12 protein-coding genes are annotated in these 13,917 nt (G+C 69.5%); 2 read left to right on the top strand and 10 right to left on the bottom strand.

Annotated features, from left to right (window positions below; translation table 11 throughout):
* The first annotated feature begins 63 nt into the window (after positions 1–63).
* Positions 64–1,239 (top strand): alcohol dehydrogenase catalytic domain-containing protein, encoded by a 1,176-nt coding sequence (locus tag B7438_RS05960; RefSeq protein WP_085368644.1) that lies wholly within the window; start codon positions 64–66, stop codon positions 1,237–1,239.
* 2 nt (positions 1,240–1,241) lie between these two features.
* On the opposite strand, the gene B7438_RS05955 is transcribed toward B7438_RS05960, so the two are convergent.
* Together B7438_RS05955 and B7438_RS05950 are read right to left on the bottom strand one after the other, a co-directional pair.
* Entirely contained in the window at positions 1,242–1,919 is a 678-nt protein-coding gene (locus tag B7438_RS05955; protein ID WP_085368643.1) for an alpha/beta fold hydrolase, read from the bottom strand.
* Positions 1,920–1,960: 41 nt separating this feature from the next.
* A complete protein-coding gene (locus tag B7438_RS05950; protein WP_085368642.1) occupies positions 1,961–2,623 on the bottom strand; it encodes a DUF4097 family beta strand repeat-containing protein in 663 nt (220 codons plus the stop codon).
* Positions 2,624–2,847: 224 nt separating this feature from the next.
* On the opposite strand from B7438_RS05950, the gene B7438_RS05945 reads away from it, so the two are divergent.
* Positions 2,848–3,597 carry a helix-turn-helix domain-containing protein gene (locus tag B7438_RS05945; RefSeq protein ID WP_085368641.1) on the top strand — a complete coding sequence of 250 codons (750 nt, stop codon included), beginning with the start codon at positions 2,848–2,850 and terminating at the stop codon, positions 3,595–3,597.
* Positions 3,598–3,650: 53 nt separating this feature from the next.
* On the opposite strand, the gene B7438_RS05940 is transcribed toward B7438_RS05945, so the two are convergent.
* From B7438_RS05940 to B7438_RS05905, 8 genes are all read right to left on the bottom strand, one after another.
* Positions 3,651–5,561 (bottom strand): glycoside hydrolase family 127 protein, encoded by a 1,911-nt coding sequence (locus tag B7438_RS05940; RefSeq protein ID WP_085368640.1) that lies wholly within the window; start codon positions 5,559–5,561, stop codon positions 3,651–3,653.
* A complete protein-coding gene (locus B7438_RS05935) occupies positions 5,558–7,276 on the bottom strand; it encodes an amylo-alpha-1,6-glucosidase (protein WP_085368639.1) in 1,719 nt (572 codons plus the stop codon). Before B7438_RS05935 ends, B7438_RS05940 begins: the two co-directional genes overlap by 4 nt.
* Before the next feature lie 4 nt (positions 7,277–7,280).
* On the bottom strand, positions 7,281–8,099 hold the full coding sequence (locus B7438_RS05930; protein WP_085368638.1) for a carbohydrate ABC transporter permease: 819 nt from the start codon (positions 8,097–8,099) through the stop codon (positions 7,281–7,283).
* Positions 8,096–9,070, bottom strand: a complete 975-nt coding sequence (locus B7438_RS05925) for a carbohydrate ABC transporter permease (protein WP_085368637.1) — start codon at positions 9,068–9,070, stop codon at positions 8,096–8,098. Before B7438_RS05925 ends, B7438_RS05930 begins: the two co-directional genes overlap by 4 nt.
* 31 nt (positions 9,071–9,101) lie before the next feature.
* A complete protein-coding gene (locus tag B7438_RS05920) occupies positions 9,102–10,352 on the bottom strand; it encodes an extracellular solute-binding protein (protein WP_085368636.1) in 1,251 nt (416 codons plus the stop codon).
* A gap of 55 nt (positions 10,353–10,407) precedes the next feature.
* Positions 10,408–11,415: a LacI family DNA-binding transcriptional regulator gene (locus tag B7438_RS05915; RefSeq protein WP_085368635.1), complete on the bottom strand. Its 1,008-nt coding sequence runs from the start codon at positions 11,413–11,415 to the stop codon at positions 10,408–10,410.
* A gap of 237 nt (positions 11,416–11,652) precedes the next feature.
* The gene (locus tag B7438_RS05910; protein ID WP_085368634.1) at positions 11,653–12,669 is read right to left on the bottom strand and encodes a LacI family DNA-binding transcriptional regulator; all 1,017 of its coding nucleotides are present in this window, start codon (positions 12,667–12,669) and stop codon (positions 11,653–11,655) included.
* 44 nt (positions 12,670–12,713) lie between these two features.
* The gene (locus B7438_RS05905; protein ID WP_256921884.1) at positions 12,714–13,913 is read right to left on the bottom strand and encodes an ROK family protein; all 1,200 of its coding nucleotides are present in this window, start codon (positions 13,911–13,913) and stop codon (positions 12,714–12,716) included.
* Between the last annotated feature and the right edge of the window lie 4 nt (positions 13,914–13,917).

Raw genomic sequence — 13,917 nt, 5'->3', positions numbered from 1 at the left:
TGCACGGAACGGCCGAGCCCGCAACCGGTGGTGCCCGGCCGTTCCCGCGCGTAGAACGCAGGTATGAAAGCACTCACCTGGCAAGCGAACAAGCGCGTCGACGTGGTCGACGTGCCCGACCCGCGGTTCGAGCAGCCCACCGATGTCGTCATCCGCATCACCTCGACGGCCATCTGCGGCTCCGACCTGCACCTGTACGACGTGCTCGGCCCGTTCCTCTCCAAAGGGGATGTGCTCGGCCACGAGCCGATGGGCATCGTGGAGGAGGTGGGCTCTGCCGTCCGGTCGCTCAGCGTCGGCGATCGCGTCGTCATCCCGTTCGTGATCGCGTGCGGCGACTGCTACATGTGCAGGCTCGGGCTGACGACGCAGTGCGAGACCACCCAGAACCGCGAGCACGGCACCGGGGCGTCCCTCTACGGCTACACCGAGCTGTACGGCTCGGTCCCCGGCGGCCAGGCGGAGCGCCTGCGCGTGCCGATGGCCGACTTCAACGCCCTCCGCGTCGGCAGCGAACTGCCGGACGACCGCTACCTCTTCCTCAGCGACATCCTGCCGACGGCCTGGCAGGGGGTGCAGTACGCGAACGTTCCGGAGGGCGGGACGCTCGGCGTGATCGGGCTCGGCCCCGTCGGCCAGTTCGCCAGCCGCATCGGCAAGCACCTCGGCTACCAGGTGGTCGCCGTCGACCCTGTGCCGGAGCGCAGGGCGATGGCCGAACGCCACGGCATCGACACCTTCGACCTCAGTGACGACGCGGCGGCCTGGCTCCGCGAGGCGACGGACGGCCGCGGGCCGGACGCCGTGGTCGACGCGGTCGGGATGGAGGCGCACGGCAACACGGTGGCCGGTGTCGCCCAGTCCGCCGTCGGCCTGCTGCCAGACCCGGTGGCCAAGAAGCTGATGACGACCGTCGGCGTCGACCGCCTCTCTGCGATGATGCTCGCCTTCGACGCGGTGCGCCGCGGAGGCACAGTCTCCCTCAGCGGCGTCTACGCGGGCGTCGCAGACCCCGTGCCGTTCATGAACCTGTTCGACAAGCAGATCGCCATCCGGATGGGCCAGTGCAACGTGCACACCTGGCGCGACGACATCCTCCCCCTGGTCGAAGACCCCGCAGACCCGCTCGGCACGGAAGACCTCGTCACCCACCGCGTCGGCCTGGAGGAGGCGCCGAGGATGTACGACCTGTTCCGCGACAAGGAGGACGGCTGCATCAAGGTGGTGCTCACGCCCTGAGGTCAGCGCTCGACCTCGGGAGTCACCCGCCCGAGCGCCGCGACCTCGCGGACGGCGGCCGCGACCGCCGCGTGGTCCTTCCGCAGGATCGCCCCGTGGTTGCTCCGCACCTTGGCGCTGATCGCGATGTTGGGGTTTCTGGCCACCACCTCGGCGAGGCCGGCGCGGATCACCTCCTGCTCGTCGCCGCGGCTGCCGAGGGAGGTGCCAGAGGCGACCACGTGCCGGGTGGGCACCACGATCCCGTCGAGCACCGGGCCGAGTTCGCCGGTGCTGCCGAGCCTGCCGAGTTCGATGTTGCTCTCCGCCTGCTGGGCCGCGCTCATCCTGGGTGTGAGTCCGGTCGGGCGGAGGAGCGGGGTGAACCAGCCCATCCGGCGGAACAGGGTCCGGATGCGCTCCTCCATCGCGTCGTCGAGCCAGTCGTACGGCTGTGCGCCGTCGACCAGCACCGCGCCGATGGTCCTGGTGGGATTGCGGTTGGCCCAGTGCGCTGCGACGTACGCGCCGTACGACCAGCCCACCAGGAGCGCGCGGTCGACCCCGCGTGCCGCGAGCACGGCGTCGACGTCGCGCACGGCCGCCTCGAACGAGTAGTCCGACGACGTGCCGGACTTCCTGCCGCGGGCGCGCTCGTCGTAGGTCGGCACCATGCCGGTCCATGCGGTGCTGTTCGTCATGGTCTTCTCCTCGTGTTTTTCGCGCCTCGGCCGGATGCGTGTCAGACGCTGTGCGCGTCGATGTCTCCGGATGCGGTGGTCGCGGTGATCAGCACCACCGGCTCGCCCGCGGCGTTCGTGAGCGTGTTGGTGATGCGGCCGTACGACGTGCCGGCGTCGAGTCCGGCCGCGATGCCCGCAGGCACTCCGACCGACAGGTCGCCGAACTGCGTGCTGACGACCACGGCGCCCTGCAGCGCTTCGCCGATCTGCACGGCGCCGCGGGCGGTCGCGACCTCGCCGGGGCCGGTGAGGCGGCCGATGGCGACGTCGCCGTCCAGGGCCGAGACGCGCGCGGTGGCCGCTTCGTCGACCTTGACAGGGCCGGTGGACCTGTCGACGACGACCTCGCCGAAGCTGCCGGCTCCGCGCAACTCGGCGCTGCCGGTCGCCCGGATGCTTGATCCTGCCGGAAGCTGCACCGTCACCTCAACGGCGCCGCTCGGGCCGAACAGTGCGTTGTCCTGCGGGGTGGCCACCCGCAGGACGCCGTTCTCGAACGCGACGGTCGTGCGCTCCGCGGCTTTCACGTCGCGGGACTTCGCCGCATCCAGAGGGCGGACCTCGACGCGGGTGTCTGCGCGCTCCGCCGCGACGAAGCGGAGGTGCGCGGCGGGCACGTCGACGAGGGTGTCGATGGGAGAGGGGGTGGTGAAGGTCTGCATGGTGCTCAACTCCTGATGGCTAGATGGTGCTGGCGGATGTTTCCGGTGTGCGAAACGCTACGTTGCGTTCACAAATCATGCAACGGCAATGTTGCGTTAGATAAGTAAAAACCCAGATCAAACGTGCTATATCGTTGCACTCGTCCAGAAAGTAACGCAAAACCACGTTGCACTGAAACCTCCGTGAACGCTACGCTGACCCCGACGACGAGAGGGAGGCCCGGATGGCGGCAGGCAGGCTCACGAGACAGGAGCGGCAGCAGATCGCCCTCGGGCTGGCCGACGATCTGCCGTACGCCGAGATCGCGCGCCGCATCGACCGGCCGACCTCCACCGTCACCCGCGAGGTGATGCGCAACGGCGGCCCCACCGCCTACCGGGCAGACCTCGCCCAGCGTGCGACGGAGCAACGCGCGCACAAGCGCCGCGGCGCCGGCACCGACGCCGGCCGGACCGCGCAGCGCTCACCGCGCTCCGATGGACGGGACTCCCCGGCCATCCGGGAGTACGAGGACGCCTTCACGACGCTGTTCATGCAGTCCGGACTTCCGCGCGTGGCCGCCGGCGTCCTCACCAGCCTCTACACGACGGACGCGGGGAGCCTCACCGCGGCCGAGCTGGTCAGGCGTCTCGAGGTGAGCCCGGCATCCATCTCCAAGGCCATTGCGTTGCTGGAGGGTCAGGGCCTCGTCATCCGGGAGCGGGGAGACGGCCGCAGGGAGCGCTACATCGCCGACGGCGACGTCTGGTACCAGTCGATGATCGCCGCCGCCCGCTCCAACGCGCAGATCGCCGAGACCGCGAGAGAGGGCGTTCGGCTTCTCGGCGCAGCCACGCCCGCCGGAACCCGGCTCGAGAACATGGCGCGCTTCATGGACTTCGTCGGCGACAGCATCGCCCGCGCCGCCGAGCAGGCCCGCGGTCTCCTCGGTGCCAGCGGGGACGGGGATGCGCAGGGTCGCTCGGACGCGTAGCTCCGAAGAGGAACCTGGCCGCCACCGCCGATGACTTCGGTGGCGGCCAGGAGCTAGGCGCCCGCGAGGGGGATGAACACCCGCATGGTGCTCGGGCCGCGATTGGCCCACTGGAAGTAGGGGCGCAGTTCGACCACGGCTGCCGTGCGCGGGTCCGCGTGCGGCGCGGTCCCGTACGGCCAGCCTCCGGAGGCCGAGGAGACGAGGTCGACGGGAGCCGCCGCCCCGTCGGGCGTCGCGGTGGGCGCGGTGTCGGAGCGGAGGCGCACCGCATCCACGTGGTCGCCGTCCGGGAGGTCGGTCGACTCGACGCAGAGCACGAGCGGGCCGCGCTCGACGGCCGCCGTGCCGCGCAGGGCGTCGATCCGCGGGTCAGGGTAGGTGAGGCGCGGCGTCATGGGGAGGTCGAGGAGCAGCGGCTCTTCCGGATCGAAGACCCGGCGCACCCGCACGTAGCCGTCCCGCGGCAGCACCGGTTCGCCTCCCAGGGAGGCGCCGGCGCCGGACGCCCACGACGGGATGCGCACGCTCAGCTCGATCTCCTCGGCAGCGTCCACGGTCACGGAGACCCGGCCGTCGAACGGGTAGCCGGGTGCGCGCACCTGGATGCGCACGGGCGACCCGGCGACGGACGTCTCGATGTCGATGTCGCCGAACTGGTGGAGCTGCACGCCGTCCGGCGACGCCGTCGCCACGTAGGACGCGACGCTCGCCAGCGTGCGCGCAACGTTCGTCGGGCAGCACGAGACCTCGAACCACGGCGCGCGCAGGCTCGCCTCCGCGCGCTCGCTGAGCTGGTCCTCCGCAGGAACGGACCCGAGCTCGCGCTGATGCAGCGTGTTCGCGTAGTAGAACGCCCGTCCGTCCTCCCGTGGGGAGACCAGCACAGCGTTGAGCAGGGTGCGCTCGATGACGTCCGCGTACGCCGCGTCCCCGCTCTGCAGGAGCAGCCGCCAGCTGAGCATGACCGACCCGATCGCGGCGCAGGTCTCCGCGTACGCCCGATCCGGCGGCAGCTCGAAGTCGCTGCCGAACTCCTCGTTCTGGTGGTGCGAGCCGACGCCTCCGGTGAGGTAGGTTCTGGTCGCCACCGTGTGCGCCCACTGCCGCTTCACGGCGGCGAGCAGCGCGTCGTCGCCGAACTCGACCGCCACATCCACCGCCCCGGCCGCGAGGTACTCCGCGCGCACAGCGTGACCGCGCAGGGTGTCGGCGTCCCGCACCGGAACGTCATCGAGGAAGTACTCGCTCGACTGGAAGAGCGTGGTCTTCAGGCGCTTGCGGCCCCTGCGCTCGATGAAGATGCGGGCGAGGTCGAGATACCGCGGTTCGGAGAGCGCCCTGCCGAGTTCGGCGAGAGCGGGCTCGATCTCCGGATGCCCGCAGATCGCATCCCGGCCATCTGGCCCGAACTCCCGGTAGACGTGGTCGGCGAGGCGGCGGGCGACGTCCACGATCAGGTCGTCGTGCCCAGTGCGCACGCGGGCGACGGCCGCCTGGAACAGGTGGCCGAAGCAGTACAGCTCGTGCCCCCACTCCAGATCGGAGAACCGCGGGCGCTGGCCCTCCCTGCCGAACGAGGTGTGGAGGTAGCCGTCCGGCTCCTGCGCCGCCGCGACGCGTTCCACCAGCGAGCGGTACGTCTCATCCAGTGCGGGATCCGGGGCGCGGCCGAGCTCCCACGCCATCGCCTCGAGCAGCTTGTAGACCTCGGAGTCCACGAACTCGATGCCGTCGTGGTGCTCGGCGACGGTGCCGTCCGCCGCTCTGTCGAAGTTCCCGATCCAGCCGATGCGCTCCATCCAGGTGAGGCAGTGGTCGATGACGGCCGAGGCGTTCAGCTCCTGCTTCTCCGCCCAGAATCCGCCGACGAAGCGCACCTCGTCCTGGCCGAGCGGCCGGAGAGCCGACCGGGACGGGCTGACCGGACCGCCGGTCCTGGTCGCGTCGAGAGTGTCGGTCATCGTTCTCCTAGAGAGTGGGTGCGGCGGGCCGCGTCGAGCGTGAGGGTGAGGAAGCAGCTGGCCGTCCAGGTGTATGCGCGGTCGCGCAGACCGGCGCCGGTCACGGCGTCGAAGTTCTCGGCGAAGCCCGACCGTTCGCAGGCCGCGCGGAACCGGAGGCTCACCTGGTCGGCGAGGTCGGTGTGGCCCGCGCGCCGCAGACCGTCCTCGATGAGGAAGGTGGACGGCGCCCAGATCGGCCCTCGCCAGTATCCGTCGCTCTCGTAGAGTGGCGACGTGACGGGTTCGGTGGCCGGGCCCCACTCGGTGAGGTGCGCCGCGATCGTCCCGGCCAGGGTGGAGGCGACCTCCGCGGGAAGGCGTTCGCCGAGCACGATGGGGAGCGCGTTGAGCAGGCTGGTCGCCGGTGCCGGTTCGCCGCTCAGCGCATCCAGGGCGAGGAAGCCGTCTCCGGTCCAGAGCCGGTCGAACAGGGCGGCCTCGATCGTCGCCGCCTCCGCCCCCCACTCGGGTGCGCTCAGCCCCAGCATCGCCGCAAGCTCCTGGAGTTCGTGCAGCTGCAGGAGCAGGAAGGCGGAGAGGTCGGGCGAGACGATGACCCGCGACCGGTCGAACGTCGTGGAGTTGTCCCAGCCGCTGTCGTTCCCGTGCTGGTAGTAGGGCAGTGGATGCGCGGGGGCGCGGCGGAAGTCCAGCCAGAACCGCGTCCAGGCGGCCAGCCGCCGGTACACCTCGTGCAGTTCCGCCGCGGTGAACGGCCGGGACGACCGCGCGCGCAGCTGGGCGAACGCCCAGCCGTGGATCGGCGGCTTGACGAAGTTGTAGAGCACCTCCGAGTGGGTCAGCGAGTCCGGCAGCGCGCCGGACGCGTCCTGGTGGTCGAAGGGGAGGAGGAACTGGGCGAGCGCAGCATTCGGGTCGGCCTCCGCGAGCGCGATGGCGTTGAAGCAGTGGTCCCAGCTCCAGACCTTGTCCATCCAGTGCTTGGACATCAGGACGGCTTCCCGCCCGACGAACCCGGATGGCGCGACGGTGGCGGACCACATCACGTACGCGGCCTTGCGGACGGCGGCGTCGAGTTCGCCGCGGGCGCTCCCGGCGTCCCCGGCCAAACGGCTCGCGTAGTCCTCGAACGCACGGGCCTGCCTGGCGACGATCTCGTCGAAGTCGGTTGCGCCGTCGTAGGCGGCAGCCGCCGTGTCCAGCTCCTCGACCGCCAGCTCCCATGCCACGCCGGAATCGAGCGTGACCGACCGCTCTGCCGCACCCACCGTTCCGGCGCCGACCACCGTCGCCTCGCCGGAGAGCACCGTGAACCGGTACCGCCGTCCGGACTCGTAGCTGGTGAGCAACACGGCGCCGTCCAGCGGATCGCGGAAGAGGTAGGCGCCGGTGAACGGGGTCAGCTCGCCGGACGCGACGAACCGCATCCCGAGACCGGTGCCCCGGAAGCGGATGGTGCTGCGCCCGTCGAAGACGGCATCGACGCGGCCGCCCTCCGCGACCCAGGAGAGGACCTCCGGCGCCAGGACCAGACGCGGAGACACCAGGGCGCCGCCCGCCTCGGGCAGCAGCCGCAGGATGGGGTGCATCCCGGTCTGGTGCGTCACCAGGTGCACGTCCTCGGCTCGCTCGTGCAGGCCGACGATGCGGGAGAGGTCGATCCACGCGCCGCGCGCCGAGAAGGGGACCTCGTCGATGTCGAGGGGCGTCATCGCCTCAGTCCTTCACCGCGCCGGCGGTCACGCCGGCGGCGACGTACTTCTGGGCGATCACGAGCAGCACGGCGGCCGGGATGGATGCGACGACGGCGGTCGCCATGATCGCGTTCCACTCCTGGTTGTTGTTGCCGATGTACTTGTAGATGCCGAGCGTGATCGTCTGCATCGTGCCGCCGCTGTTGAGCGTCGACGAGAAGATGAAGTCCGACCACGCCCACAGGAACGCGAACAGCGACACCGTGACCACCGAGTTGCGGCTCACCGGCAGCACGATGGAGCGGAAAGTCCGCCAGCTCCCCGCGCCGTCGATCTTGGCGGCGCTCATCAGCTCGTCGGGGATGCCGGACATGAACGCGGTGAAGATCAGCACGCCGAACGGCACCGCGAGCGTGGAGTCGGCGATGATCAGCCCCCAGAGCGTGTTGAGGATCCCGAGGTTGAGGTAGATCGCGTAGAAGCCCATCGCCATGATGATGCCGGGGATCATCTGCGCGATCAGCAGCACGAAGTTGAGCACTCCGCGGCCTCGCGGACGCAGCTTCGCCAGCGAGTACGCCGCGGGCGCCGAGATGGCTACGGTCAGGATCACCGTGCCGAGGCCGACGAGCAGGCTCGTGCCGAGGTAGGGGAGCTGCTGGCTGATCACCGCCTGGTAGCCCTCGAACGTCGCGTGGATCGGGAACAGGTTCGGCGGGCTCTTCCGCATCTCGGTGGTGGGCGTGAGCGAGACGTTGATCATCCAGTAGACGGGGAAGAGCATGATCAGGGTCAGCACGACCCCGACGATCGTCTTCCACCACGGTCGCTTCCCGTTCATGCGGCGTCCTGCTTTCGCTGCGTGCGGATGTAGATGAGCCCGAAGATCAGGGCGATGACGATCAGGACGTTGCCGACGGCCGCCGCCGGGCTGAAGTCGGGCAGCGTGGATGCGAAGCCCAGCTGGTACGACCAGGTCGCGAACGTCGTCGACGACGTGCCCGGCCCACCGCGGGTCATGATCCAGATGATGTCGAACACCTTGAGGGTGTAGATCAGGCCGAGCAGGATCGTGATGGCCGAGACCGGCTTCAGCAGCGGGAAGGTGACCCGCCAGAACTTCTGCCACCCGTTCGCGCCGTCGAGGGATGCGGCCTCGTAGAGGTCGGTCGGGATGTTCTGCAGGCCCGAGTAGATGATCACCAGGTTGAACGGGATGCCGATCCAGATGTTCGCGATGATCACGCTGGTGAGTGCCCAGTCCGGCGACGTCAGCCAGTTGACCCCGGAGAGCCCGAAGGCGTTGAGGGTGGCGTTCACCACCCCGGAGTCGCTGTTGAGCATCCAGGACCAGGTGGAGGCCGAGACGATCAGCGGGAGCAGCCACGGCACCAGGAACAGGGCGCGCAGCGTGGCCGACAGCCGGAAGTTCTGGTAGAAGAACACGGCCAGCGCCATCCCGATCGTGAACTGGAAGACGATCGAGACGATGGTGAAGAGGGCGGTGTGCAGGAAGGCCGGCCCGAAGGTCGGATCCTGGAACACCTTGACGTAGTTGTCGAACCCGACGAACGGAGCGCCGCCCTGGACGAAGGACCGGACGGTGTAGTCGCGGACGCTGAGCTCGATGTTGCGGTAGAGGGGGTAGGCGTAGAACACCGCCAGGTAGATCACTACCGGGGCGAGGAACGCCCAGGCGGCCCACTGCGTGGAGCGCCGGGAGCGCCGTCGAGACCGGGGTGGGGTGGCGACGTGCGCCACCCCACCGTGGTCTCCGACAGAACCGGGCGGCACTGTCTGGGTGGTTGTCATCGGTTGTACCTCAGGTGCGTTTCGGTTCGGATTACTTGGTGGCTGCCGCTGCGGCGGACTGGGCTGCCTTGAGTGCGGCCTCCGGAGTCTGGGCGCCGCTCAGCGCGTTCTGCACCGCACCCCAGAGCTGCTGGGAGATCTTCGGGTACTTGGTGCCGAGGTTGTCGCTGGTGCGACCCTTGGCGGCCGCGACCGCGTCGACCCACGGCTGCAGTTCCGGGTTGGCCGCGACCTGCTCCTTCTGCGCTGCCGAGGTGGGAGCGATGTAGGAGAGGGTCGTGTCCGTCTTGACGAAGTTCTTCGTGCTCGTCAGGCAGTCCGCGATCTTCTTGGAGGTGGCGTAGCGGGCGGTGTCCTTCTGGACGGGGAGCGTCATGAACTCGCCGCCGGTCGGTGCGGCCGCCGCGCCTCCGTCGATGCCGGGAACCGTGAGGATGCCGTAGTCGATACCGGCCTTCTTCACGTTGCCCAGCTGCCAGGTGCCGTTCTCGCCGAACGCGAAGTCACCGGTGGCGAACTCCTGCCAGCTGGTGGTCTGCGTGTTGTTGATGACCGAGTTGGGCGCGTAGCCCTTCTTGACCCAGTCCGTCCAGAGCGTGAGGGCCTGGACGGCCTTGTCGGAGTCGAGCTTCTTCAGGTCGGCGCCGGAACCCCAGAACCACGGCAGGAACTGGAAGCTGCCCTCCTCCGTGCCGATGGCCGAGAAGGTGATGCCCTTCTTGCCGGCGGCCGTGACCTTCGCGAGAGCGTCGGTGAGGCTGTTCCAGTCCTTGACGGTGCTGATGTCGACCCCCGCGGTCTTCAGCACCGCCTTGTTGTAGTAGAGGGCGAGGGTGTTCGCGCCGATCGGCACGCCGTACGTCTTCCCGTCCACGACGCCCGCGGCAAGGATGTTCTTCTGGATGTCGGACGTGTCCAGCTTGTTCTCGCCGGTGTCGGTGAGGATGCCGGCGTCGGCCAGGGTCGAGACGACGGGGTTGTCGACGAGCAGCAGGTCGGGGGAGTTGCCCTGCTGGCCGGCGAGCAGCGCCTTGTTGGTGAGGTCGCTGGTGTCGTATCCGGTGCGCTTGATCGTCACTCCGGCGTCGGTGCCGCACTGCTCGACGAGCTTGGTCCAGTCGGCCGAAGCGTCGAACTGCGGGTACGGGTCCCAGAACGTGTACGTCCCTCCGGCGCTGCTGCTCGAGCCGGAGCCCGAGCCGGAGCAGGCGGCAACGCCCGCGACGATCGCGGCGGCGACGACCGCAGCGCCGACGAGCCGGCTGGTCTTCTTGGTGATCACAGTATTCCTCCTTGAATCATGCATTGCGGGTGGCCGACCGGGCTGCGCGAGACCGTCATCGGGTGCTCCCACGGTCGGTGATCTCCGGCGCGACGAATCTCGTCACCGCCGGTCCGGCGAGATCGGGGGAGGTGATCCGCCGGACGAGCTGCCGGACCGCTGAACGGCCCAGCTGATCGGGGGAGCTCTCGACCGCCGTGTACGGCAGCGAGAACGCCCTTCCGAAGTCTTGTGCGTACAGGCTGACGACCGAGAGGTCGTCCGGGACGCTGACGCCGCGCGCGGTGAGCACGGACGGGAGCGCGGCGATCGTGGCGTCGTTGTGGACGATCATCGCGGTGGCCGAGGGGCGCGCATCCAGGATCGCATTGATGCTCCGGCCGATCTCCGGCTGCCTGGCCTCGCCGTAGTACGAGTGCATCTGCAGCCCGTATCGGGCGGCGCGCTCCTGGGCGGCGTCCCGGAATCGCCAGCCGTATGCGCCGCCGCGCTCGAAGACGTGGGTGGGAGGGGAGACGACGATGATCTCGCGGTGGCCGCGCGCGTGCAGGTGGTCGACCAGCATCCTGGCCGACTCGCCGAAGTCCAGGTCGAAGACGTCGAGCCCTTCGGTGCGCTTGGGGAGTCCGACCAGCGCGCCGGGCTGGCTCGCCTCGCGGAGCGTTTGGAGCCGCGGGTCGTCGTGGACGACGTCGAGGAGCACGACGCCGTCCACCATCCCGGAGCTGGTTACCCGGCGCAGGGCGGCGACGCTGTCCATCTCGGTCACCAGCAGGATGTCGTAGCCCAGCTCTCTGGCGGTGTCGGAGACGGGGAGGATGTACTCCAGCATCGCCGGGGCGAACTCGTCGGCGTGGAACTGGGTGAGCAGGCCGATGACCATCGTCTGAGAGGTGGCGAGGGCGCGTGCACCGGCGTTGACGATGAAACCGAGGGCGTTGATGGCGTCGTCGATGCGCTGCCTGGTCTTCGGCGAGATCGAGCGCTTGCCGGACAGCGCGTAGGAGACGGTGCTCGTGGAGACCCCGGCGGCCCTGGCCACGTCGGTGATCGTGACAGCCATCGTTCGCCTCCTTCGCTCCATCGAGAAGTGGGTTCGTTTCGGGATGTGTCGAACCGCTTCGACGAAGATAACTCACAACGACGAGGCGCACAAGTCGAACCGCTTCGATTTTGCGAAAAACAGGCCTCAAGTGCCCCTCGAAGGCGTGGATCGAGGAGAGAACGTCCCGATTCCGGGCTGGTCACTCCGGTTTGTGAACCGGTTCGACTCGCAACGGCAGAGGCTGCGGGATGCGCGTCAGGACAGCGCGCGCGTGCTCCCGCGGTCGACGAATCCCGGCTCGATCAGCCGCACCTGCGGCTTCGCCGCCCGCTCAGGGTCGGCGATGCGCTCGATCAACCGGGTCACGGCCCACTCGCCCAGCGCCTCCGGCCGGGTGTCCACGGCGGTGTACGGCAGCGAGAAGGCGGTGCCGAACTCCGCCGAGAACATCCCGACCACCGAGAGGTCGTCCGGCACCGTGAGGCCGCGGGCGTGCAGCAGAGACGGGAGCGCGGCGATCGTGGCGTCGTTGTGGACGATGAGCGCCGTGGCGTCGGTGTACGTGTCGAGCGCTGCGTGCATCGCCTCGCTGAGGGCGGGCTGCCTGGACTCGCCCTCGAGGATGTGCAGCTGGATGCCGTGGCGGGCTGCCCGTTCGGCCGCCGCATCCCGGAACCGCCAGGCATACGACCCTCCGCGCTCGAACACGTGTCTCGGCGGCGTGACGAGCAGGATCGCGCGGTGCCCGAGGGCGGCGAGATGGTCGACGGCGCTGCGCGCAGCCTCCCCGAAGTCGAGGTCGACCGCGTCGAACCCGTCCGCGTTCTTCGCGTAGCCGATCAGGGCGGCCGGCTGCCTGGTCTGCCGGAGCGGGTCCAGCCGGGGGTCGTCGTACGTGACGTCGAGCAGCACGACGCCGTCGACCATCGCCGACGACGTGGTCCGCCTGATCGCCGCATCCACGTCGGGGTCGGTGACCATCAGCAGGTCGAAGCCGTGCGTCCGCGCCGTGGTCGAGACCGGGAGCACGTACTGCAGCATCGCCGGGGCGAACTCGTCCTCCTGGAACTGCAGGAACATCCCGAGCACGTTCGTCTGCGAGAGGGCGAGCGCCCGGGCCCCGGCGTTCGGGGTGAAGTCGAGCTCGACGATCGCCCGCTGGATGCGCTCCCGCGTCTCCTCGGAGATGGCGCGCTTGCCGGACAGCGCGTAGGAGACGGTGCTCGGCGTGACGCCTGCCACGCGCGCCACATCCCGGATCGTCGCCGCCATGCGCCCTCCCACTGTGTGACCTCAATCTTCACACAGCGGCCGCCTCAGTCGACAGCGGGCCCGGCGGAGACCGTGATCGCTTCGCGTAGGGCGGCGACGGCTGCCCCGCGCGCCCAGTCGGTGAAGGTGTGGCGCTGCACGACCAGGCGGCAGTTGGCCGCGGCGCCGAATGCGTGCGCGAGGAACTCTTCGCGGAAGCGACGCTCGTAGAGGTCGTAGTCCATGACCCCTTCTCCGGCGATCACGACGACCTCCGGCCCGAAGAGGTTCACGGTGGCCGCGAGGGCGGCGCCGATCGCCGTCCCTGCCCGCTCGAAGGCGTCCACCGCGCTGGGGTCGCCCTCGTGGGCGAGGCGGATCGCGTCGTCCAGGGTCAGCTCCGGCTCGTTGCGCGCGCTGCGCACGGCGTCCCGGATGGCGTTGGAGGACGCGACCGCTTCGACGCACCCTCGCCGGCCGCACACACAGAGGGCATCCGACGACGCGAGGGGAAGGTGTCCGATCTCGCCCGCGACGCCGTGCGAGCCGACCACGACGTCGCCGTTCACGTAGATTCCGCATCCGATGCCGGCGCCGATCGTGACGATCGCGAACGAGTTCGCATCCCTGCCGACGCCGAACCAGTGCTCCGCCTTCGCGAGGGCACGCACGTCGTTCTCCACGGTGACGGGGAGCCCGAGCCTGGACGCGAGCTCGGTGCCGAGAGGGACGTGATTCCAGTTCAGCAGGGGTGAGTGCCTGACCGTCCCCGTCTCGGTGTCGATGTCGCCGGAGACCGAGACGCCGACCCCGCTGAGATGCTCGGCGTCGCTGCCGAGCTGCTCGATGAGGGACGACACCGAGCTCACGATCGCCGCGATGGCCGTCTCCGGATCGTGGCTCTTCAGCCGTCGGCGCGTCGAGCCGACGACGTCGTTGCCGAGGTTGACGGTCACCGCGAAGATCTCCCCGGCGTTGACCTTGACGCCGATGGCGATCATCGAGCGCGGGACCACGCTCAGCGGGCGCACCGGCCGGCCGGGGAACGAGTGCTCGGCGTGTTCGCCGACGGTCACGTAGCCGCTCTCGATGAGCGGGCTGACCGTCTTGGTCACCTTGGCTTGCGAGAGCCCGGTGAGCCGGCCGATGTCGAGCCGGCTGACCGGCCCGTGCGTGATGATCCTGGTGAAGATCTCGGCGGACTTCGCCGTGCCGAGAGACGGCCGGCGGCCGACGCTGGAGGGCATGACGATGTTGTCTGGCACACAC

Source organism: Leifsonia sp. NCR5, from assembly GCF_002105485.1.
Lineage (GTDB): Bacteria > Actinomycetota > Actinomycetes > Actinomycetales > Microbacteriaceae > Leifsonia.
Note: the sequence above shows the minus strand (reverse complement) of the source record. Positions and strands in the feature narration are given on the sequence as shown.